We start from the raw sequence: 21,845 nt of genomic DNA, 5'->3' as shown, positions 1-21,845 counted from the left end.
AATCCACGGCTGCAGCACCTCCCTCACTCAAGAGCCTGCGCCACCGGTAAAGCAGATTGGGCGCAACGCCATGGCGGCGAGCGGTAGACGATACCGTCTCGCCTGGTTCAAAACTCTGCTCAATGATCGTCAGCTTTTGCTCGGTTGTCCACCGCCTGCGGCGAACATCACCCGTCAGCAATTCAACGTGTCGATACTCGTTAGACATAAGCCTGTCCTCAAGCCTGTGCTTGAGCCTTTCTGCTTATGCCGACCTGTCCGGTCGAAATGGGGGGCAGTTCACTTCACTTCCTCGTTAACGAGCACTAAGAAGCTCAACAGGCGGTCAGATCAGTGTGACCATCGCCGTCAACAGCTTCCCTTCCAAAGCAAATCCAAGTGAGGTAACGACTATTGTTTAGAATGCCAGCGTTCCATTGCGAAGGTTACTAATGTATGGGCCGAATTGATAGCGAGGCGAGCATCTGAAGAATTAATTGATGGAGGCGTAATGCCGCGACCATGCGCAGAACCGATGTGCGTCCGCAGCGATCCTATTCCATTTATAATCGATGTCAGGCCGCTGAGAATTTGCTTCTGATCATCACCAAGAAGCCTATCGGGATTGAGCCCAAGGGCATTTTGTGTGGCCTTCCAAAGAGGAATGATCGTCTGCGTCGTGGGCATCTCTAGTCCGTGTGTTTCGATATATGTCTTGCAAAGAGCTTCAATGATTGCTGATGCAGCAGTGATTGCTGCATGCGGATCGCTTTCCACATTGGAAATGGCCCTAGCAAATTCGGCCCGAATCGAGACAAAATCACCTTTTTTGAAGAAATCTGCCAACGTCTCCGCCGCTGGTGTGGTGCCAGCGTGCGTGATGACACCATTCAGATGGTAGGCAAGCTGATTTTTCGCCAATGCGCTCCTAATTCGTTCTTGGCCGCGCTGACGTCGTTCATTGGGATGTTCATCATCCATGAAGGGCTGAATAATTCGACCAAGAATCGTCAAAGGGTCAATAATGCTTGGGTCATTGTTGCAGCGTTTTAGCCACCGTGAACACTTGGTTTCACAATTCCCTTCGGGCACATCTCCCGGTGCGCCGCTTTCCATGAAAAGACTGTTGAGCTTGCTGTGGCTGTAGTAGTAGTTTCCCAGAACCGATGATACGGTACCGATGACAGAGTTCGGAATTTCCTTCATGATGTCCCCTTTTGTCCATAAGTCATGGTTATCACTTCCGCTTATCCGGTCAATATTCCAAGCTATGGGCCGTTTCATCCGTCGGATATTTAATGTTGCTACTGGTTTGCTTTTTTACCTTCCAAAGCAAATCAGCGCACAAATTGCATCACGGCATGGGGTGAGAGGTGTAAATTAGCTCTCGTTAGCTGTTGGCAGGGGTGCTAGCTTGGCTTACAAATGAAAATGAAACGATCTTGCGGCCCGCGTAGGCGGTTATCGCCTGCCAAGCACCCTTTTTTCCAAAGCAAAAAAGCTCGTAGAATGCAGCAAAGACTTAGGGAAAGAGGCTATGTATTGGAAGTTCCGCCAATGCGCAGTCTTGCAATAGTTAAATTTTTTACGGTAATCTGATAGAGCACTAAGGATCCAAAAATCCGAGATTAATTCCATAAATGAAAGTTCTCTAACAAAACAATGATCGCCTCTTGTTCTTATTGAAGATCGATCAAGGCGTAGTTATGCTTTCATTCAGCAGGCGTAGGATGAAAACTATGCCGTTTGTCGAATCGGTCGCATAGTGCTGATCCCATTTTTTATTTTTGGAGTAGATGTTGTTTAGAGATTTCATCGAAGCCCTCGATAGTTCCACTTATCAATCGGAAACATTTCTGGATGTCCCATTCGTTCCGAGCGATGAGACGGTTGTTCAGGCGATGCTGGACTTAGCCGAGGTTCGCTCTGATGATGTGCTTTACGATTTGGGGGCTGGAGATGGTCGTATTCCGATAACGGCTGCAAGAGAAAGAAACACACCCGGGATCGGTATTGATATAGATCCGGTGCGCATCGGCGACGCTATGGAGGAGGCCGGATATTCTGGCGTGGAAATGCTGGTCGATTTTATCGAAGGCGATATTTTCGAAGCAGATATTCGCGAGGCCACGGTGGTAACACTCTACCTTTTGCAGTCGGTGAATATTGAGTTGCGCCCAAGGCTATTAGAACAATTGAAGCCAGGAACGCGGATCGTTTCTCATGCTTTTGATATGGGTGACTGGAAGCCGGATGACTGGGTTAAGCTGGGGGGTATCCATATTTACAAATGGATAGTCCCTGCGGATGTTGCTGGTATTTGGAACTGGCAGGATGAGCAAGGCCGGTCCTATCGTTTAGATTTGAGCCAGAAATATCAAGAAGTAAAAGGAGCGGCCTGGATCGATGGGAAAAAGGTTGCCATCGAAAATGCAGAATTGACCGGAAGCCGTTTAGAACTAAGGATCCGTGACGACGAAATCGACTTGGTGAATAATTTCACGTTAATTATTGAAGACGAGGAAGTAAGCTCGGTCACGACAGACGAGTGATAAGTTGCATATCTGTTAGGGGCTAGCCGATGCATACGGCTTCGCGGGCGTCGCAAATGCGGCAGCGCTGTGCGCCAATAGCGGAACCGACAGGACTTGAACTCAAATCTACCTCACGCACGAATTCAAAACCCCGCCGGGCTCGGCAAGGCCGAACGGAGGATATGCATGGTTTTGATGCGATGACAGCCCACAGATTTGCTGAGTTACAGATGATGGCTCGTCAGATTTAGTTCCACAGATTTGTAATTTGATGCTTATTCGGCTTAGCCATTTTACTCTGAACGTATTGAGCAGAGTCGTTGTCGATATTTACTTCTTTCATGGGCTGACACCGAAGTAACCTTGAAGTAATTCCTCGCAAGCTTATGTGTCTTATAGAAACATTCCGCGCCAGTAATATCGGCGGTTTAACCAATGTGGCGAGCGCGATTTACGCCAAGATTATGGTTGTAGATTAATATTGTAATATGCGTATATTAGAAAATAGAGGGGGCGGAATTGGAGAGGAGCTAAGCTTTGGTTTTATATACTGGGGGTAAGAGCAAACTATCCGCATCCAAGACTATATCCAACCGTTTAAAGCTAAGTTTAATTGCATCAATTGGTGTGATACTGCTTTCGTCAGGGCAAGTATGGGCGCAATGTGCGCCTCCTCCTGGCTCGTTAAGCATCTCAGCGGGGGATGCCTGCGTCGATAATGACGCATCGCGTTTATCGAATTCAGGCACTGCTGTAAATGTTGATGGCGGCTCATACACCGGTACTAATGTGACGATTAGCACAACAACCAACAGTGCTTTTGGTGTCGATCTTCAAAATAATGGTACCGTCGTTCTCAAGGACACTACCATCACGACTAGCGATAGAGATGCTTACGGGATCAGAGCGGATAGCGGTCTTATCGAGGCCAAAAACCTCACAATTACAACTGATGGTTATGCATCCGACGCCATTACGCTCACCGGACCTGCTACAGTAAATTTGGATGGCGCTGAAATTCAAGTGAATGGATCCTCTGCGCGAGGCATTCGCACGCAGAATGGTGCAACTGTGGTCGGCTCCAATGTTAATATTGTGAGCACACAAACCAATCCCGCTGGCCCTCCAGATGGTTATGGCTCTTCGCATGGCATAACTTCGGAAAGTGGTTCGAGTGTTACTCTTTTTGATTCATCGATTACTGTTACAGGTCCACAATCATCGGGTGTTGAAGTATGGTCAGGGGGCAAATTCCATGGTGAGCGACTTGTCATAAAGACATCGTCAAACGATAGTTTATCCACGGGATTGGCTGCTTTATCTCCCGGCAGCACCGCCACGCTTATTGATAGCACAATCTCGGTGGATGGGCAGGAAGTTGTTGCAGTTTATGCGTCCGGAGCCGCAGCAATCGACCTTAAAAATGTAGATATGGCAACAGCCGGTGATGCCGGTGTGGGTGTCATGGTGATCGACGCCGAAACCACGGTCAATATCACTGACAATAGTGTGATCAATACTATTGGAGCAGATGCACATGGGCTTCAAGTTCTCAGTGGTGGTCAAGTGACCATTGCCGACGCAAATGTCACTGTAACGGGTGATGGAGCTTCGACTATCGCGATTACAGAAAGTGCCGCATCCGATGATGCACATATCACCATTACCGGTGGGAATTTCTCCTCTGCCCAAGCTCCACTCATCTTAGTTGAGGGCGGTGACGGGGAAATTATCATGAATGGCCCTATCGGGCTTTCGGCGGGATCGGTGGATGGACGGCAGATATTTGCTTCTGTAACCAATGTTGATGCACTGGTGTCAGATTTCGATTTTACAGCAAATAGTGTGTCTGAAATTCTTGGCGATATTGATGTTACAGGTGCCGGAAACACGATGCGTGCGACATTCAATCAATCGCATTGGTTTGGCGATCTTACCGTGGCTGATGGTAATAATGCAGATATTTCACTTTCCGGTTCGGAATGGACGGGGCGTTCCACTAATGCAACCAGTATTACGACCGACGTTTCAAGTATCTGGAATGTAACTGCTAGCTCAGATGCCGGGCTTGTCACCAATGCCGGCCTTATCGCATTTGATCCGGCAGCTGCGGGCTTCCCGACCCTAACCGTGAATGATTACGTTGGTCAAAACGGCAATATACAACTTAATACGGTGCTCAATGCCGACAATTCCCCTACCAATGTGCTTATTGTTGATGGTGGCACGGCTTCAGGTACGACCAGTTTAATTATCGCTAACGCTGGCGGTACCGGCGAGCAGACACTCGGTGATGGCATTCAGGTGGTTCAGACAGTTAATGGCGGAACAACTGAAGAAAGTGCGTTTAATCTGGCTAACCGAACCGCAGCTGGTGCCTATGAATATTTGCTCTTTCGCGGTGGCGCAACAGCATCGGAAGACTGGTTTCTGAGATCGCACCTGATCGCACCCGGAGCTAGTGAGCCGGATGTTCCTTTGTATCGTCCAGAAGTCGCGCTCTACACACCAGTGCCAGCAATTGCCCGTCAGATGGGGATGGCATTTCTTGGTACACTTCATGAGCGCGTTGGCGAACAAATGAACATTAAGGCAAGGCCTGATCAGGATGAATATGCCAATGGCGCATGGGCGCGTTTGATCGGTGAGGCAGGTAAGACATCATGGTCTGGCACGGTCGACGCACAAGCGCGCAACAGCAGACTCTTTGGTATTCAAGCCGGTCTCGACATCTATCGTGCTGAACATTCCAATCGACACCGCGATCATCTTGGCGTCTATGCGGGCTATGGATGGCATAATTCACGGATCGATGGCAATGTTTTAGGAGAAAACCGTTTACGGGTAGGTAAACTCAAGTTGGATGGGCCTGTCCTTGGCGCTTATTGGACACATTATGCCCCAGCAGGCACTTATATTGACGGGGTGCTGCAAGTGAACTGGTTTGACGGGCACGGTGATTCCGATTTTGGCACCGGAATGAAGACGCGCGGAACTGGTTTTACTGCGTCACTAGAAGCTGGTCATCCATTCCAATCGGGTGATCAATGGCAAATTGAACCTCAGGCACAGATTATCTACCAATCAATGTCTGTGAAGAGCGGACACGATGCTTTCTCAGCATTTTCATGGGATGAGGATGACGCTGTGACGGGTCGGCTCGGTGTGCGGCTTCAATATACGTCCAAAGATGGCGAGCAAATTTGGCAGCCCTATGCCAAAGCCAATCTCTGGCACGGTTTCCGCGGCACAGACAAAGCAAAATTTGGCAGCACGATCATCAATAATCACTTTGGTGCGACCTCACTTGAACTGGGTGCGGGCTTCACTGCCAAAGTGTCAGAAACGGCTAGTCTCTATGGGCATATCGACCACCGATGGCAGCTAGATGGGCGTGAAAAGCACAATGCTACCCATGGTGGATTTGGGCTGCGCGTGAACTGGTAGCAGCTTCAAAAATTCTTAAAATTCAGACGACCCGGACAACCGGGTCGTTTCTTTTATGAGACTAAATCTGCGCGCTTGCGGGGGAACTTGTATTGTTGATGGCCGGTGACCGGATCATTTGTGCTGGGCTTGTCGCATCCGCTGGATGAGATTGCGTTCAGCAGCTCGCGAGTGCTTCTCAACAATTTTCTGGGCACGCTCGACATCATGTTGAGCAATAGCTTCCATAATCGCCCGGTGCTCTTCAATCATCGCTATCCGGCGTGCTGGGCTAACCGGGTAGCGCCGTGCAAGACCTCTGACAACCTCACCGTGCCTTTGCCGAATAGCTAAGGCTTCCTGGTTGAAATGCCGATCATACATAATGCTATGAAATGCATCATCAAGACGATCAAGCTCGACCTGGTCTTCGGGTTTTTGTTCAATCTGCAACTGAATCTCATTCATCGCTTGCAGATCCTCATCGGTTGCCTGTTCGACAAATAATCGCACCAAATATGGCTCTATCAATGTGCGTATATCGAAAATATTACGGACAAACGCTTCATCAAGCGTGCGCACTCTAGCACCACGGTTGCGAATAATAGTGACAAATCCTTCACCGCTTAATTGATGAAGTGCCTCCCTGATAGGGTTGGTGCTGACACCGTAACGACGGCTTAGGTCGTGGGTTTTGAGCCAGTCCCCTTCTTTGAGTTCGCCATTGATTATGTCTTCCCGCATTCGTTCGTGCAGGGGCTGAAAAGAATTCGACTCCCTTGCCGTCGCTGGGGCTTCAATAGGTCGATTATTATCGTGCAGCGCTGGCAAGCGTCATTCTCCTATGTTTGCGTCTCTTTTAATCTCTAAAGAATCATACAGCAATACTCCTTGACTTTGTACAATTTCTTGCATTTTATGTACAAATTCTTTTCTCTGGGAGGACTGAGAATGTCTTTTATAAAATCACGTGTCTATGGTGCCTTTCTGGTGGGCGCGGCTCTGGTGTTTGGCTTGCCACAGGCTGAAGCGACAGAGATTAAATTCGCCCTTGAAATGTACGAAGGTGACAATCCGGAATATAATGCTGCAAAAGCTTTTAAGGATTACGTCGAAAACAAAAGTAATGGCGAGCTGACCGTACGCCTGTTTCCAGGAAATCAACTAGGTTCCGTCCGCGACACCACAGAAATGGTTCAAGCAGGTACACTGGAAATGACTTTGCCGTCCGATGGTGCTTTTGCTGGTTTTTATAAGCCGATACAGGTCTGGTCGCTGCCTTATCTTTTCCGCTCTGCACCGGTTGCTTGGGATGTAATGAACGGTGAATTCGGCCAGTGGATGCTGAAAGATATTGAAGAGAAAACAGGAATTAAGGCTCTGGCTTTCTCGCAAAATGGTTTCCGTTCCTTCGTAAACAATGTTCGCCCGATTAAGACGCCTGACGATATGCAAGGCATGAAAATCAGGACCATGGAAAGCCCAGTCTATATGGAGATGGTTCGGGCTTTGGGCGCAAATCCAACTCCGATTGCCGGATCAGAAGCCGTGATGGCACTGCAGCAAGGCGTAGTCGACGGTCTTGAGAACCCAACACCTGTTCTTTATGCGGGAGGCGCAGCCGATGTTGCAAAACATTTGACGCTTAACGATCACGTGCTTGGTCTTCATGTCATTATCGCCGGAAAAAACTGGTTTGATTCCTTGCCGCCCGCCCATCAGGCTATTGTGCAGGAAGGCGCCCGTCTTATGGCTTCGGTAGAAAATATTCAGAAAACTGAAGGCGACTGGATCTACGCAAAAAGAATAGCTGACGAAAAGGGCGTTCAGGTACACACCTCTACCCCTGATGAAAAGCAGGCGTTCAAAGACGCGGTCTATGAGCCGGTACGCAAGTACATTGCCGAACAGGTTGGCGAGGAACTTCTAAAGCGGATGGAAGCATCTGTTGCAGAAGCTGAGGCCAAGCTTTACGGCCAGGCGAATTAACGTTCTCAACTCCTCCCCCCGAAAAAATGGGGGGCCGAACCATTCTTTTGCATCTCGAAAGTAGGCCATGACGATACGAGATCTATCGCGCAGCTTGGCCAGGGTTTGTGAAATCCTGGCTGCGGCTATCCTTCTGGTCGTTTGTCTCATTAATTTTGCCCAGGTTGGTGGCCGTTATCTTATGGGCACCTCGTTAAGTTGGGGCGAGGAAACCATGCGCTACATGATGATGTGGCTGATGATGCTCGGCGGGGTCGCCGCTGTTTACCGCACAGAGCATATGGCTGTGGAAGGCTTGCAGGACATCGTCCCCTCAAAATACCGGTCTATGGTTGTGAGCTTGCTCTATGCGGTGGGCGGAATATTTTTTGTGTTACTGGCTTATTATGGTTGGGCAGCGGCAATTCGAAATCTGTCACAGCATGCGGCAGCCTCCGGCATCCCGATGGTTATTCCCTATATGGCGATTCCGGTCGGATCTGTGCTGATCCTGATGCAGATTGTGCTCTGTTGGATATCCGGTTTTGAAAGTCAAAAAGATGACTAGCCCCGTGATATTCCTTTTTATTGAGATCTAATATGTTTTGGGTTGGCTTAATTTCAATATTATTGCTGCTTGGCGGTGTTCCTATTGCAATGGCGCTGGGACTGGGCGGCACGCTTGGCGTATGGTTGACGGGAATTCCGCTCCCAGTCATCGTTACCCGCTTCTTTTCAGGGGTAGATAGTTTCGTTTTTCTGGCTATGCCCTTCTATATTCTGGCAGCAGAAATCATGAACCGCAGCGGCATCACAACCCGGTTGATCTATCTATCGTCGCTTTTCACCGGTCGGCTGCCGGGTGGAACTGCCTATACGAATGTGGGTACATCGGTGATGTTCGCCGGTATTTCTGGCTCGGCAGTGGCTGATGCCAGCGCGCTCGGTCGTTTTTTTATGACCGTCATGCCGAAAGAAGGTTATACGAAAGAATATACTGCCGCAGTGACTGCAGCGTCTTCGATTATTGGCCCGATTATCCCACCATCGGGACTAGCCATTATTATGGCGGCCGTAACAGGGCTTTCTGTAGTCGATCTTTTTGTAGCAGGCGTTGTGCCCGGGGTCCTGTTTGGGTTGGCATGCTGCGTTGTGATCTTGCTTAGGTCCATTCGTAGCGGCCTTCCAAAATCCATCGTTAATGTAGAACGTTCAGAATTACCCAAGCTTCTGCTTGAAGGCACAGCAGTGATGATACTGCCCTTCATTATTGTGGGTGGTATGGTTACCGGTGCTTTCACCGCAACCGAAGGTGGTGGCATTGCGGTGTTTGTTGCGGCAATGCTCGGATTATTTCTGTTCCGCAGCATTAATCTCGCAGATCTGTGGGGTGCTTTGATTGTTTCAGCACGTGCGAGCGCAACTATTTATCTGCTCGTAGCGGCTGCTTCTATTCTGTCTTATGCGTTAAATCTGTTGGGAATTGGCGCGATGGTTACAGCGGCGGCGCCATATTTTGAAGGGAGTCCGATCCCGTTCCTGATAGGCGTGATGATCTTGATGCTGATCCTTGGTTTGTTCCTTGATATAGGCGCGGCCTTGTTGATCTTCGTACCGCTTCTGATGCCAACAATACTACAATTGGGCATTGATCCGATTCAGGCATCAATGGTGATCATCCTTTCGCTCGCCATGGGATTGATTACGCCTCCGGTTGGTGTCGTCCTCTTCATATTGATGAAGATAGGAAATATCCGAATGACATCGCTGATGCGCGAGTTGTTTCCGTTCGTCATTGCAGAAATCTGCATCATTCTTTTGTTGATCTTCTTCCCCTCATTATCGACCTGGCTGCCGGATCTTCTTCGATAGACAGTTGTCAAATTTCTGGAATTCCTCATGAAAATCACTGCAATTAAGCCTTACATCGCCAGAGTTGGCGTTCGAAATCAGCTAGTCGTTAAGGTTGAAACCGATAGCGGTATCTATGGTTGGGGCGAATCTGGTCTCTCTTATCGCGAGAAGGCCGTGGCAGGTGCAATTGACCACTATGCCCAGTTTTTAATCGGTCGCGATCCGATGCAATGCGGAGCATTGTGGCAAGAAATGTATCGGAGCCAATATTTTGAAGGTGGTCGCGTTCTTGCCGCTGCGATCGCTGCTCTGGATATTGCCTTTCATGATATTAAAGGCAAAGCGCTTGATGTTCCGGTCTATCAATTGTTGGGCGGAAAGCAGCGCGATTTAATACCAGCCTTCGCAACGACTTCTGTCCATCCAAGTGAGGCGATGATTGAGCAGATAGTAGAGCTGAAGGACGCTGGTTGGAATTGCGTGCGGATGATCGCCGATGGACAGGAAAATACTGAATTATTTGAACCGAGGGAATCGATTGCAGTAACCGCCGAATGGGTCACGCGCGCGCGCGCGGAAGTGGGGCATGCAATGACCCTCGGGGTCGAATACCATCATCGGCTGAGTGTCGCTGAAGCGGCTTCTTTCTGTCAGAAAATGCCTAAAGGTACGATTGATTTTATCGAAGAAGCGATCCGTGATGAAACGCCGTCTGCCTATGAAGCTTTGCGTCGGATGACGGATGTACCCTTTGCGATAGGTGAAGAGTTTTCATCGAAATGGCAATTTCTGCCCTATATTGAGCGCGACATTTTACAGTTCTGTCGCATAGATATCTGTAATATTGGCGGTTTTACTGAAGCCATGAAGGTCGCAGGCTGGTGTGAAGCTCATTATATCGATCTTATGCCCCATAACCCGCTTGGTCCTATTTGTACGGCTGCGTCCGTGCATCTTGGTGCGGCAGTGGCAAATTTTGGTTGGCTGGAATGTCGCCAGAGCCCGGCAGAACAACATTGGGGTTTCGATAATACCACTCTGTTCCCAAAACAAATTAAAATGGATGGAGCGTTTTATATCGTTCCGGACGCACCAGGACTTGGAATTGAGGTCAATGAGGAAGAGTTGCAGAAGCTTCCTTTTGAATATGTGGAACCTCCTCACTTACGCCGAATGGATGGGTCGTTTACCAACTGGTAAGAAGGTAATTATTGATAGTTCAGATAATCGAGTGGCCTACCACGGTAGGGCACTTGATTGATCAACGGATAAAACGACACACGCCCGATGCTGGCTCACGGCACGCACTTGCTAGAGGTGAGCAACTGCTTCTCGTTTAGCATCGGGCGTTACCATTTTTGCAGTAAGGTTACACGGTAAATCATACTTGTTAGTCTTGATAATTGTTAGCGAATTATGGACAAAGTGGGAGGTTCAAAGTATTTGATCGAGTTCCGCCCATCATATTTTGAAAGCGGTACCTCCGTTTGGCCGTAACGGATATCATTATGTTCACATCGGCCTGAGCTCGACGTATGAAGATTCGGACACTCAATGCCTATTTGAATGCGCTTAGCCGGGTTGCACGTTGAACTCTCTAATCAGGAATTCAATGGTAGCCTCATCGCGAAGCTTACATACAATGTTTTGATTAGCAAATGCACCTTTGAAGCGTTTTGCTTGATTTGGTTCCACAGTCATTCGCCAGTCCACACCAACTACGTGTTCAGCATATTCCACACTTTGACCGATACGCTTCAAACGAGGTTCCGCAAGAGGTTGATCAAAAAGCGGGCCATCTTTTGTCTGGAAATCGGCCGCTAACATTGCTTCAGTTGTTACAATGCCGTAGCCGATGTAACCATTTCCCTTATCATATGCAAAAATCTCGTCACCAAGGCTGAGCTGATATAGGCGCTTCGAATAAAACTCGCCTCCGCCCGCCGCGACGAAGCCATATTTCTTCATATCGAGCCATGACCTGTCTTGACCCAGGCCAGCATTGACGAAGTAATATCCCGACCACGGAGCCCGCACTTTGCGCTCGGAGCGCTCTTCAACAGCTTCTTGATCAAGAAGGTAATCAGTAGTAAGCCATTCTTCCCCGTCTGCCTCGAAAACATTGAAGAAGATTGTATTGATCGCTATACCGTAGTCCTCGGATAGATACTCAACGATACGCTTAGATGATGGATCGAGCTCGCTGGCTACGATTAACATAGAATGATTGGTATTGAGCCGCTCTGGAATGGCCTCACCGAATTGTTCTAAAAATGCAGTGGAAAGCCGAGCACCTAGATATTTCTCTGCGCGTTCATAAATTTCTGAAGTAGTAAGGTCTTTAACCCAGGATCCATAATCGAGCATTTGAGCGACAATCTCGCGCGGTGTGCGATCTTTTTTAAGCTCGATGATAATGATTCTTCCCGTAGCATCCATTGCAAGAAGATCAATGATTTTACCGTGACTAGTGAGGACTTGCCGTCCAATAATAATCGCATTCAGGCCAACAAGACGTGGATTTTCTGCGACCCAGTTTTCTATGAGGGCCTCTTTAGAGAGACCGCGGCGTGACGCTGGGTATAGCTTCCCATCTTGAATTTTATATAACGATGTCATTCTTGCAGCCTATCAATTGTTCATCACACCAGGTGTTTATTTTACGTGCTTGCCTCATATCGATAAAGATGTAGCCGCTTCTCCGCGTATGTTTGTTATGGATAACCTGAGAAGAACCATAAGGACAAGCCTGAGAGAAAGTTGGTTAGGCATTCAACAGAACTATAATGGCGCTAGTGAACATCGTTGGTGAGATTTCTTCGTATCGTTTCAACAACTCGCCGAATTTGTCGACCTGCGCTTCCAACTCGCGTGCCCGCTTCTCGGCTTCGGTTTTGCTATCAAATGATTTGCAGCGATGATTTCATTCCACGTCTGCGCGCCAGGGCCTACCAGCGCCCTGTGAGTTTGCGGATCGTTGTCATTGCATGATTTCCAATAGTTATTGCAGTTATGCGTGGGACGCCCTTAGTGGGGAGCCGAAAATTATCCCGGTCTTAATCCTGGTGCGTAGCAGGGCCGGCAGCAAATCTCTCTTGCCAGATTGAGGAGCCTGTTGTTAGATAGACGCGTTAATGGGGTGGGGGTGTGCGTAAGTCGATCTGTTACGCCTTTGCGTTTTTTGCTTGCTTGTGTTCAGCCATATTAGGCTCAACAGGGCTGGCCGCCGAAAAGACATTCGGGCCGTTTTCAATTGATGACGCCGAGCCGGATATCATTGTGATGGATGGGCCGATTGAGCAAGGCGCTGCTCTCGATTTTCGTAGAGCGTTGCGTGCTGCACCAGATGCGAAGTTAATCACACTAAATAGCAGAGGCGGAAGCGTCCAAGCTGCGCTGTTGATTGCTGATGACATTAATCAACGAGGTTTGTCCACTTACATTCCGAAGACACATAAATGCTATTCTGCATGTTCTTATATTTTCCTGGCGGGAGAAGAGCGAAAAGTAGATGGCGCTCTTGGCGTTCATCAGATCTCTTCCGATTCACCAGACCTCGTAGGCGCTCAGTTTGCAATCTCCGACATAATTGAAGTGCTGAGTAGGTTTGATACTCCGCCGGAGGTAATGCAAATCATGTTTAAAACTCCTCCTGATGATATGTATGTTTTCAACCAGGATGAGATTGAACAATTTCGGCTTAATAGGTCTAATACAGATAGCACTGTAGTCTCTCTGGCTGAAGAGAACCGGGCTCACTCTGCTGTAGATCAGGCGGACGAGATTGTAAGTGAAGCAGATAGTCCTAAAACTCAACTTGAGATCAAGGACGAGACCGTAGCGCGGCTTTCGCCACTTGAAGAGTTTACCAGGCGACCTAACCGAATTGCGGTCTTTGCTGGTTTAGATCTTTTCGGAGATGATTTATCCAGTTTTCGAGTGGCCGATGCCAGCATATGCGCCCAACGTTGTCTTTCAATGGATGGGAAATGCAAAGCGTTCACTTTCAATACTAACCGGCGTTTGAAAAAGGGGCCGAACTGTTTTCTGAAATCGAGCCAGGGGCGGGCCGATGGAAACAGCGTCGCCTTCTCAGGTGTATTTCTTAGCGCCGCAGAAACCGATCCGGAGCCGATTTCCATCAGTATGATTGATCCCTCTAAGGCACTGTTTGAGGACATTGATCTGCCTGGAGGAGATTTATCGCGTCGGCCACATACGTCAGCAAAAACGGCTTTAGCCTGTCGCCTCGCTTGCATCGACAACAACCAATGTGTCGCTTTCACCTATATTAAACCCAAAAAAGAATGTTGGTTAAAAGGTGCGGTGGGATCACCCCTCTTCAAGCCGGGACTGGTTACAGGGGTTAAGAGCTATGAGACATTTAAACCTGCAAGAATTATCACTTTGAACTGAGGGTTAATGATGCGTTTTTCTGAAGGAGTTTGCGAGAAGCTTGGCAATTATGTTTACCGGCTGATTGATCCGCGCAACGGTGACGTTTTACGTAGGAAAAGGTAATCGTGTATTCGACCACGCGGTCGGTGTTACTGCTGGCGCATCAATAAGAATCGGGCAGAGAATGCCGCTTATGTAGTAGCGGTGGTTCGTGGTGTTGCCGTGGGCGTGTTCACGCCTGAAGTTTGGCTTCCGCGACGCGTGCAAACTTCCTGGATGTGCCACACTCCTCCGACGCTGTAGGTCATCGTTTTGGTTTCATAGGCAAAGAAGCGCCGGAAAAAGTGTGGGATTTGTATGTAGGAAGCCGAGGGAAGCAAATTGTGAACTCAGAATTAAAGCATGTGCAGAATCCGGAGCGTTATTGGAAATGCTGACACGCGAACGCGAACGTTGGTTTAGGTGGCAAGAGATTTAAGATATTTACACTCGTAAGAATTATCTGTTTGAACATAGAAGGCAAAAGTGAACCGCGATTTAAGTCAACCTACACTCACCCAAGTTCAGATTATCCAATCTCTTGCGGAAGCACTGTCCTGGTTCGAGAAGGAGGTCAGCTGGGGTGTAAGTCCAAGTGAGCTTAACCATCTTACGGGCCGAATTGGCGAGCTTTATGCAGCTATGATTACGCGAGGTCAGATGGCTCTTGCCACCAATCAGCGTGGTTATGATGTCGTATCCGCAGCTAATGAAAGAATCTCGGTTAAAACAGTCACGTCATCTAATCATGTGGCCTTCAATCCAAACACGTTCCATGAAGTTGATCGCGTGATGGTGCTTAGAATCAATGTTGATGACGACCAGGGAGTATCTGTTGAGGAATTGCTAGATACCTCAGCGACCGAAGCCCGTTCAGTGTTGCGAGAACAAAACGCTAAACTTATTTACACAATAAACAAGGGACGGCGTGAACAGCGGCCAGTTGAAATGCTCGCAGTCACCGACCGCGCGTTTTACTCACCTTTTGAAATCCGCAGGTTTGAAAACGGTGCTATTCGTATTTATCGGGATGGCGAACAGCAACAGGTGGTTGTGAAAGAGATTTTGCGCTCGATCGCAGCTTCGATAGGTGTGGAGATCACTAACACAAAGGGCGGCATTAAAAATACTCAGCAACTAGGAGCTGATATTATCAGGGCTCTGAATAGCCGTTCGTTTCAAAAACTCGATGACAGCTAGTCGATGCGCTTAGGAGAAGGGCTCAAAGATCCAGAGCATGTGCGCCTTAATCGTGGCCCTTGAAGCGGTTGTCAGTAACGGGCTGTGCTTTGGTTCGTGAATAATGCGGTTATATTCTGCGCAGTGTATTGATATAATTAAGCAAACTGGCGGAGAGGGTGGGATTCGAACCCACGGTGGAGTTACCCCCACGCCGCATTTCGAGTGCGGTACTTTCAACCACTCAGCCACCTCTCCGCATTTGTTGCATCATAAACGATTCAAAAAAGAACCGATAGCTACGAGCATCAAAAGCAAGTGCCAAGCGTGCAGCGGTTCAATAGCGGGCAAAACACAATTAGACAAGAGGTAATTGATTTTGAGTAGGAAAAATCTTGACTTTTCTCCCCACTCATCTCTATAAACACCGGACTTTAAGCGCGGGTTCGTCCGCGCCTATTGTTTTGATTGGAGATTCTGGCAAACGGAGATCTTCGGTTAAGGGGCGTTAAGCCTCAAAATTCATCCGACTGATAAAAAGACGGCCCAATGATCTGACATCTATGTCGCAAAGTTGAGAGCCGGACCGAACACCGAAAGGAAAATAAATGTTCGCAGTCATTAAAACTGGTGGCAAGCAGTATCGCGTTGCCGCAAATGACGTAATCAAAGTTGAAAAAGTTGCTGGCGAAGCTGGTGACATTGTTGAGTTCAAAGAAGTTTTGATGGTCGATACGACCATTGGCGCTCCGCTGGTTGAAGGCGCTGTTGTGACTGCTGAAGTCGTAGAGCAGGGTCGTGCACGCAAGGTAATTGCGTTCAAAAAGCGTCGCCGCCAGAACTCCAAGCGCACCCGCGGGCATCGTCAGGAACTGACGACGATTCGCATTTCGGAAATCCTTACCGGCGGTGCAAAGCCAGCCAAGAAGGCAGCCGCAAAGAAGGCTCCGGCAGCAGCCGCTGAAGCTGAAGCCGCAAAGCCGAAGAAGGCAGCGCCCAAGAAGGCCGCAGCCAAGACTGAAACGGCTGAGTAAGTAGTAGAGATTTAAGGAGAACTCCAATGGCACACAAAAAAGCTGGTGGTTCCTCGCGTAACGGTCGCGATTCAGAATCCAAACGCCTTGGCGTGAAAAAGTTTGGTGGCGAAGCTGTGCTCGCTGGCAACATCATCGTGCGTCAACGCGGTACAAAATGGCACCCAGGTGCCAATGTAGGCATGGGCAAGGATCACACCTTGTTTGCGCTCACTCATGGTTCGGTGTCTTTCCGCGCGAAAGCCAACGGCCGCACTTACGTGTCGGTCGACCCGATTGCGGAAGCAGCAGAGTAAGCCGGGCACTCTCATAGTACCGGCGTCCCATTGGAATCGGTACATATGGCAGCCAAGCCAAAAGATCGAAGGGAAGGTGGGACTACCATCTTCCCTTTTTGCATCTGGAGGAATAAAAATGGTTGTCGAAGTTTTAGAAGAAGATTGTTACGAAAGTAGCAGGCTTGATGAAGCTACAGCTCCTGAACGGGTTCATGAGCTGGATTGTCCGATCCTTGTCACTGAAAGGCTGGTGTTACGCCCGCCGCATTCGGAAGACGTGGATGCCATTGCCTATCTTGCCAATAATCCACGTGTGGCCAACATGCTCGCTCGCATGCCGCATCCCTACACGCGGGAAAATGCTGTCGACTTTGTGGAGCGCAGCCGAAAAGGCAAGATGGGCAATTGCATCTATGCGATTACCCAAGCGGATAGTGGCCTATTTATGGGGTGTTGCGGGATCCATCCTTGGGGAGAGGATTTGGAAATCGGCTATTGGCTCGGTGAGCCATATTGGGGTAACGGCTATGCGACCGAAGCTTCTGATGCTTTGATCGATCTGGCATTTCGTGCCACCGCGATCGATCGGCTGCAAATTTCCTGCAGGGTGATCAATGCGAGCTCGCGTCGAGTGATAGATAAGTCTGGCTTCCAGTTCAGCTCTGAGGGAGTGGGAGACATACTCTCGGTAGGCAAAGTTCCGGTTGAGCGCTATGTGCTTGATCGGAGCACATGGATTGGCCTGCGAAGCTGACAGTCACAAACTTGTGGCGTTGATCATTGCAGGGCCGAGAAAGATCGTTCCCTGCAATGGTTTGCAGGAAGCTGGTTTTGCTGTAATTGCAATCGGGACTGCGTTCGGCTGAACGCAGTTTCATATATGTTTTCGGAATGCAGTTGTGCTGCAAGAGGTAGAATTCGATGAAATTTCTCGATCAGGCCAAAATCTATATCCGCTCGGGCAGTGGCGGAGCAGGAGCGGTGTCGTTCCGCCGCGAGAAGTTTCTTGAATTCGGTGGACCCGATGGTGGCGATGGCGGGCGCGGGGGTGATGTCTGGGTGGAAGGGGTCGAAGGACTCAATACGCTGATTGATTACCGCTATCAGCAGCATTTTCGGGCCAAAACCGGCATGCACGGCATGGGCCGTAATATGACAGGGGGCAAAGGAGATGACGTTATCCTTAAAGTTCCCGTCGGTACCCAGGTTTTTGAAGAAGATAACGAAACCCTGATTTGTGACATTACCGAAGTCGGTCAGCGTTATCGTTTGGCTAAAGGTGGCAATGGTGGTTTTGGCAATCTGCACTTTACCACATCCACCAATCGCGCACCGCGGCGTGCCAATCCTGGACAGGAAGGGATTGAGCGCACTATTTGGTTGCGCCTCAAATTGATTGCTGATGCGGGATTGGTGGGATTGCCGAATGCGGGCAAGTCAACTTTCCTTGCGAGCGTGACAGCAGCCAAGCCTAAAATCGCCGATTATCCATTCACGACGCTGCATCCCAATCTGGGAGTGGCGCGGATTGATGGAAGAGAATTTGTGATCGCGGATATTCCCGGCTTGATCGAAGGCGCGCATCAGGGGGTGGGCATTGGCGACCGTTTTCTTGGCCATGTTGAGCGCACGCGGGTTTTGCTTCATCTGGTTTCGGCGCAGGAAGAAGATGTGGCGAAGGCCTATAATGTCATTCGTGGCGAACTAGAAGCCTATGGGCATGGTCTGGCGGAGAAGCGCGAGATTGTTGCCTTATCGCAAGTCGATACGCTCGACGCTGATACGCGCAAGGAAAAGCTGAAAGCGCTGAAAAAGGCGTGCGGACGCGATCCTTTGCTCCTATCTGCTGTCAGTCATGAAGGCCTGAAGGATGCGCAGCGCCAGCTTGCCGCCATTATTGATCTTAGCCGTGCTGAGGAAGCTGGCACAGCGGAAGCAGAAGACGTTTCGGGCAATTTCGAAGACTGATCGCGTAGCGGCGAGGACAAAAATCATGCTGAAGCAATTGAAAGAATATCGCCGCATTGTTGTTAAGATCGGATCTGCTTTATTGGTGGATCGGGCAAGCGGTCTGAAACGTCAATGGCTTGAAGGATTGGGGCAGGATATTGCCGCTCTGCATCATGCAGGCGCTGAGGTGCTTGTTGTCTCATCAGGTGCCATTGCGCTTGGGCGTACTGTGTTGGGCTTGCCGAAAAAGGCATTGAAGCTGGAAGAAAGTCAGGCAGCGGCTGCGGCGGGGCAAATTGCGCTCGCCAAAGCCTATGCAGATGTTCTGGGTGGGCATGGTATCAAGTCAGGTCAGATTCTTGTTACCTTGTCGGATACGGAAGAGCGCCGACGTTATCTTAATGCGCGAGCGACAATCGACACGCTTTTGAAGCTCAAGGCGGTTCCGATTATCAATGAAAATGACACGGTGGCCACAACAGAAATTCGTTATGGTGATAATGATCGTTTGGCTGCGCGTGTGGCAACGATGATGGGAGCCGATCTGTTGATCCTGCTTTCGGATATTGACGGGCTTTATACTGCGCCCCCGCACAATAATCCTGATGCGCAATTCTTACCACTTGTCACATCGATTACGCCGCAGATCGAGGCTATGGCTGGAGCGGCTGCATCGGAATTATCGCGCGGTGGCATGAAAACTAAGCTTGACGCCGGCAAGATTGCCAACGCGGCGGGTACAGCGATGATTATCACTTCCGGCACCCGTATGGCGCCGCTTTCTGCAATTGACAGGGGTGAGCGGGCCACTTTGTTTGAGCCATCACGGGCTCCGGTGAATGCATGGAAAACATGGATTTCCGGTAATCTTGAGCCAGCGGGTCGTTTGAGTGTTGATGCGGGTGCGCTAAAAGCACTCAAATCGGGAAAGTCACTTTTGCCTGCCGGAGTGTGCCGTGTTGAGGGGCGATTTGAACGCGGCGATACAGTTGCTGTGGTCGATGAAGACGGGCGGGAAGTTGCCCGAGGTCTGGTGGCCTATGATGCGGATGATGCACGCAAAATCGCTGGGCATAAAAGCGATGAGATCAGTGCCATTCTCGGCTATGATGCGCGTGCGGCAATGATACATCGTAATGATCTTGTGTTGCGTGGGTCCGCAGGACCAGTCACTCTTGAAAAGGCTTGAGGATCTATGCTGACGAAAGTAGATACCGCAAATAATATAGCAGCTATAATGGCAGAGGTCGGCCGCAAGGCTAAGGCTGCAAGTACGCCCTTAGCGATTGCGAGTAGCGAGCAAAAAAATCAAGCGCTATTGGCGGCTGCTGATGCGCTGATTGCGAGTACTGATTTAATTCTGGCAGCGAATAAGCTTGATCTTAGCCATGCTCGTGAGCAGAACATGGCGGCATCCTTTATTGATCGTCTGATGCTGGATGAAACCCGTATCAAAGCTATTGCAGACGGTATCCGTTCCATTGCGGCCTTGCCTGATCCGGTGGGTGAAGTGATTGCGCAGTGGGATCGGCCCAATGGGTTGCATATTGAACGCGTACGCACCCCGCTTGGTGTTGTTGGGGTAATCTATGAAAGCCGTCCCAATGTTACAGCAGATGCCGGGGCGCTTTGTCTTAAAGCTGGTAATGCTGTCATTTTGCGCGGCGGATCAGATTCTGTTCATTCATCCACTGCAATCCATGAAGCGCTGGTCAAAGGGCTGAAAGCGGCGGATTTACCGGTTGATGCAATACAGATTGTTCCGGTTACAGATCGCGCTGCGGTGGGCGAGATGCTCAAAGGCCTGAATGGTGCAATTGATGTGATTGTGCCGCGCGGTGGCAAAAGCCTTGTCGCGCGGGTTCAGGCGGAAGCGCGCGTGCCTGTATTTGCCCATCTTGAAGGTATTTGCCATCTCTATATAGATCGTTCTGCCGATCTGGATATGGCCCGGAAAATTGCAATCAATGCCAAGTTGCGCCGAACGGGAATTTGCGGAGCAACCGAAACGCTATTGGTTGATCGTGGTGTGGATTTTGTCCCAATTCTTGATGATCTGGTAGCAAAGGGTTGCGAAATCCGAGGCTCCGAAGAAGTCTGCGCGATCTTTCCTGCCGCTCTTCCAGCAAAGGAAGAGGATTGGGCGACCGAATATCTCGACGCAATCATTTCTGTGAAATTGGTTGATGGTGTTGGCGGGGCGATTGAACATATTAATCGCTATTCCTCGCACCACACCGAGGCGATTGTTGCTGAAGACAGCCAGGCCGTGGACCGGTTTTTCAACGAGATTGATTCTGCTATCCTGCTGCATAATGCATCGACGCAATTTGCTGATGGTGGCGAGTTCGGTATGGGGGCGGAAATCGGTATTGCAACGGGTAAAATGCATGCGCGCGGACCGGTAGGTGTGGAACAGCTCACCTCGTTTAAATATCGCGTACGTGGCAATGGTCAGATCCGTAGCTAATGCGCTTCGGTTTACGATTAACTGAGCAAAAAAAACGCTATCCCGATGTGAAAGCGCAATATTTGCGTATGCCACATCTGGAAAAAGGCATGGCTGTTGGGCTTTTCGGGGGGTCGTTCAATCCGGCCCATGAGGGGCATTTACTGGTAGCCGAAATAGCGCTGCGGCGTCTGAAACTCGACCAATTATGGTGGATGGTGACGCCAGGCAACCCGCTTAAAGATAAGCGCGAGCTTGCGCCCTTGGCAGAACGTATCCAATCAAGCGAAATGATTGCGCGGGATCCACGCATCAAAGTCACTGCGCTGGAAGCGGCGTTTGATGTACGTTTTACAGCGGATACGCTTGCGCTTATTCGCAAGGCAAATCCGGGCGTGGATTTTGTTTGGGTCATGGGTGCCGATAATCTGGCTACGTTCCATCATTGGCAGCGCTGGCGCGAAATTTCCCAAACCTTTCCGATTGCGGTTATTGATAGGCCGGGGTCCACGCTTACAAGCATTTCTTCGAAAATGGCGCAAAGATTTGCGAAAAATCGAATCGATGAGCGTTACGCTCCAATGCTTGCAAGGCTGCAGCCACCGGTATGGACCTTCATTTATGGGCCGCGCTCGACCCTGTCATCCAGTGCAATTCGCATGCAAAACTTAAAAAGTGATGGATTGTAACGCAAGTCAGATCTTGAAAGAGATAGGCTAGCAGGCATATTTTAAGACATATGGTTTTAGAACCATAT

At 49.5% G+C, this 21,845-nt stretch carries 19 protein-coding genes and 1 tRNA gene; 15 read left to right on the top strand and 5 right to left on the bottom strand.

All coding sequences use genetic code 11. The features are described from left to right. The coding region (locus C7374_RS08180) for a transposase (RefSeq protein WP_146612714.1) at positions 1–208 on the bottom strand (208 nt) is incomplete at its 3' end. A 182-nt stretch (positions 209–390) separates the two neighbouring features. Further along, positions 391–1,185: an abortive infection family protein gene (locus C7374_RS08175; RefSeq protein ID WP_111575126.1), complete on the bottom strand. Its 795-nt coding sequence runs from the start codon at positions 1,183–1,185 to the stop codon at positions 391–393. 590 nt (positions 1,186–1,775) lie between these two features. On the opposite strand from C7374_RS08175, the gene C7374_RS08170 reads away from it, so the two are divergent. Together C7374_RS08170 and C7374_RS08160 are read left to right on the top strand one after the other, a co-directional pair. After that, complete coding sequence (locus C7374_RS08170; RefSeq protein WP_111575125.1) at positions 1,776–2,531, top strand: class I SAM-dependent methyltransferase; 756 nt, start codon at positions 1,776–1,778, stop codon at positions 2,529–2,531. Positions 2,532–3,302: 771 nt separating this feature from the next. After that, on the top strand, positions 3,303–5,960 hold the full coding sequence (locus C7374_RS08160; RefSeq protein WP_146612715.1) for an autotransporter family protein: 2,658 nt from the start codon (positions 3,303–3,305) through the stop codon (positions 5,958–5,960). A gap of 114 nt (positions 5,961–6,074) precedes the next feature. Here the strand turns inward: C7374_RS08160 and C7374_RS08155 are convergent, their stop codons facing one another. Beyond that, positions 6,075–6,683 carry a GntR family transcriptional regulator gene (locus C7374_RS08155; RefSeq protein WP_111575143.1) on the bottom strand — a complete coding sequence of 203 codons (609 nt, stop codon included), beginning with the start codon at positions 6,681–6,683 and terminating at the stop codon, positions 6,075–6,077. 207 nt (positions 6,684–6,890) lie between these two features. On the opposite strand from C7374_RS08155, the gene C7374_RS08150 reads away from it, so the two are divergent. The 4 genes from C7374_RS08150 to C7374_RS08135 all read left to right on the top strand — a co-directional run bounded on the left by C7374_RS08150 (position 6,891) and on the right by C7374_RS08135 (position 10,961). Next, entirely contained in the window at positions 6,891–7,928 is a 1,038-nt protein-coding gene (locus C7374_RS08150; protein WP_111575122.1) for a TRAP transporter substrate-binding protein, read from the top strand. Positions 7,929–7,995: 67 nt separating this feature from the next. Next, entirely contained in the window at positions 7,996–8,475 is a 480-nt protein-coding gene (locus C7374_RS08145; protein ID WP_111575121.1) for a TRAP transporter small permease, read from the top strand. Between the two features lie 32 nt (positions 8,476–8,507). Further along, entirely contained in the window at positions 8,508–9,779 is a 1,272-nt protein-coding gene (locus C7374_RS08140; RefSeq protein WP_111575120.1) for a TRAP transporter large permease, read from the top strand. A 27-nt stretch (positions 9,780–9,806) separates the two neighbouring features. Beyond that, a complete protein-coding gene (locus C7374_RS08135) occupies positions 9,807–10,961 on the top strand; it encodes a mandelate racemase/muconate lactonizing enzyme family protein (protein WP_111575119.1) in 1,155 nt (384 codons plus the stop codon). Positions 10,962–11,333: 372 nt separating this feature from the next. Here C7374_RS08135 and C7374_RS08130 read toward each other — a convergent pair whose 3' ends face one another. Then, positions 11,334–12,380, bottom strand: a complete 1,047-nt coding sequence (locus C7374_RS08130) for a PDDEXK family nuclease (protein WP_111575118.1) — start codon at positions 12,378–12,380, stop codon at positions 11,334–11,336. 528 nt (positions 12,381–12,908) lie between these two features. On the opposite strand from C7374_RS08130, the gene C7374_RS08120 reads away from it, so the two are divergent. Continuing rightward, complete coding sequence (locus C7374_RS08120; RefSeq protein ID WP_245412605.1) at positions 12,909–14,177, top strand: PAN domain-containing protein; 1,269 nt, start codon at positions 12,909–12,911, stop codon at positions 14,175–14,177. 507 nt (positions 14,178–14,684) lie between these two features. Next, a complete protein-coding gene (locus tag C7374_RS08110; protein ID WP_111575117.1) occupies positions 14,685–15,398 on the top strand; it encodes a DUF6998 domain-containing protein in 714 nt (237 codons plus the stop codon). A 147-nt stretch (positions 15,399–15,545) separates the two neighbouring features. Here the strand turns inward: C7374_RS08110 and C7374_RS08105 are convergent. Next, a tRNA-Ser gene (locus C7374_RS08105) sits at positions 15,546–15,635 on the bottom strand. Between the two features lie 350 nt (positions 15,636–15,985). Between C7374_RS08105 and rplU the strand changes: the two genes are divergently transcribed. The 7 genes from rplU to C7374_RS08070 all read left to right on the top strand — a co-directional run bounded on the left by rplU (position 15,986) and on the right by C7374_RS08070 (position 21,777). Then, complete coding sequence (gene rplU / locus C7374_RS08100) at positions 15,986–16,411, top strand: 50S ribosomal protein L21 (protein ID WP_111575116.1); 426 nt, start codon at positions 15,986–15,988, stop codon at positions 16,409–16,411. A 26-nt stretch (positions 16,412–16,437) separates the two neighbouring features. Continuing rightward, on the top strand, positions 16,438–16,707 hold the full coding sequence (gene rpmA, locus C7374_RS08095) for a 50S ribosomal protein L27 (RefSeq protein ID WP_111575115.1): 270 nt from the start codon (positions 16,438–16,440) through the stop codon (positions 16,705–16,707). Between the two features lie 118 nt (positions 16,708–16,825). Beyond that, positions 16,826–17,443 (top strand): GNAT family N-acetyltransferase, encoded by a 618-nt coding sequence (locus C7374_RS08090; RefSeq protein ID WP_111575114.1) that lies wholly within the window; start codon positions 16,826–16,828, stop codon positions 17,441–17,443. A 167-nt stretch (positions 17,444–17,610) separates the two neighbouring features. Further along, positions 17,611–18,657, top strand: coding sequence for a GTPase ObgE (obgE, locus tag C7374_RS08085; protein WP_111575113.1), 1,047 nt, complete (start codon positions 17,611–17,613; stop codon positions 18,655–18,657). 25 nt (positions 18,658–18,682) lie between these two features. Beyond that, on the top strand, positions 18,683–19,828 hold the full coding sequence (gene proB, locus C7374_RS08080; protein WP_111575112.1) for a glutamate 5-kinase: 1,146 nt from the start codon (positions 18,683–18,685) through the stop codon (positions 19,826–19,828). A gap of 6 nt (positions 19,829–19,834) precedes the next feature. Further along, complete coding sequence (locus C7374_RS08075) at positions 19,835–21,109, top strand: glutamate-5-semialdehyde dehydrogenase (RefSeq protein WP_111575111.1); 1,275 nt, start codon at positions 19,835–19,837, stop codon at positions 21,107–21,109. Further along, complete coding sequence (locus tag C7374_RS08070; protein WP_111575110.1) at positions 21,109–21,777, top strand: nicotinate-nucleotide adenylyltransferase; 669 nt, start codon at positions 21,109–21,111, stop codon at positions 21,775–21,777. The genes C7374_RS08075 and C7374_RS08070 overlap by 1 nt, the downstream gene beginning before the upstream one ends. The last annotated feature ends 68 nt before the right edge of the window (positions 21,778–21,845 follow it).

Source organism: Falsochrobactrum ovis, assembly GCF_003259955.1.
Taxonomy (GTDB): domain Bacteria; phylum Pseudomonadota; class Alphaproteobacteria; order Rhizobiales; family Rhizobiaceae; genus Brucella; species Brucella ovis_A.
This window is presented reverse-complemented; position numbering and strand designations above follow the sequence as displayed.

Excerpts from the sequence above, each read along its gene's own strand:
- C7374_RS08145 (WP_111575121.1), top strand. The coding sequence starts at position 7,996 with ATGACGATACGAGATCTATCGCGCAGCTTGGCCAGGGTTTGTGAAATC.
- rplU (WP_111575116.1), top strand. The coding sequence starts at position 15,986 with ATGTTCGCAGTCATTAAAACTGGTGGCAAGCAGTATCGCGTTGCCGCA.
- C7374_RS08175 (WP_111575126.1), bottom strand. The coding sequence starts at position 1,185 with ATGAAGGAAATTCCGAACTCTGTCATCGGTACCGTATCATCGGTTCTG.
- C7374_RS08130 (WP_111575118.1), bottom strand. The coding sequence starts at position 12,380 with ATGACATCGTTATATAAAATTCAAGATGGGAAGCTATACCCAGCGTCA.
- C7374_RS08155 (WP_111575143.1), bottom strand. The coding sequence starts at position 6,683 with ATGCGGGAAGACATAATCAATGGCGAACTCAAAGAAGGGGACTGGCTC.
- C7374_RS08135 (WP_111575119.1), top strand. The coding sequence starts at position 9,807 with ATGAAAATCACTGCAATTAAGCCTTACATCGCCAGAGTTGGCGTTCGA.
- C7374_RS08070 (WP_111575110.1), top strand. The coding sequence starts at position 21,109 with ATGCGCTTCGGTTTACGATTAACTGAGCAAAAAAAACGCTATCCCGAT.
- rpmA (WP_111575115.1), top strand. The coding sequence starts at position 16,438 with ATGGCACACAAAAAAGCTGGTGGTTCCTCGCGTAACGGTCGCGATTCA.
- C7374_RS08090 (WP_111575114.1), top strand. The coding sequence starts at position 16,826 with ATGGTTGTCGAAGTTTTAGAAGAAGATTGTTACGAAAGTAGCAGGCTT.
- C7374_RS08140 (WP_111575120.1), top strand. The coding sequence starts at position 8,508 with ATGTTTTGGGTTGGCTTAATTTCAATATTATTGCTGCTTGGCGGTGTT.
- C7374_RS08170 (WP_111575125.1), top strand. The coding sequence starts at position 1,776 with ATGTTGTTTAGAGATTTCATCGAAGCCCTCGATAGTTCCACTTATCAA.
- proB (WP_111575112.1), top strand. The coding sequence starts at position 18,683 with ATGCTGAAGCAATTGAAAGAATATCGCCGCATTGTTGTTAAGATCGGA.
- obgE (WP_111575113.1), top strand. The coding sequence starts at position 17,611 with ATGAAATTTCTCGATCAGGCCAAAATCTATATCCGCTCGGGCAGTGGC.
- C7374_RS08150 (WP_111575122.1), top strand. The coding sequence starts at position 6,891 with ATGTCTTTTATAAAATCACGTGTCTATGGTGCCTTTCTGGTGGGCGCG.
- C7374_RS08075 (WP_111575111.1), top strand. The coding sequence starts at position 19,835 with ATGCTGACGAAAGTAGATACCGCAAATAATATAGCAGCTATAATGGCA.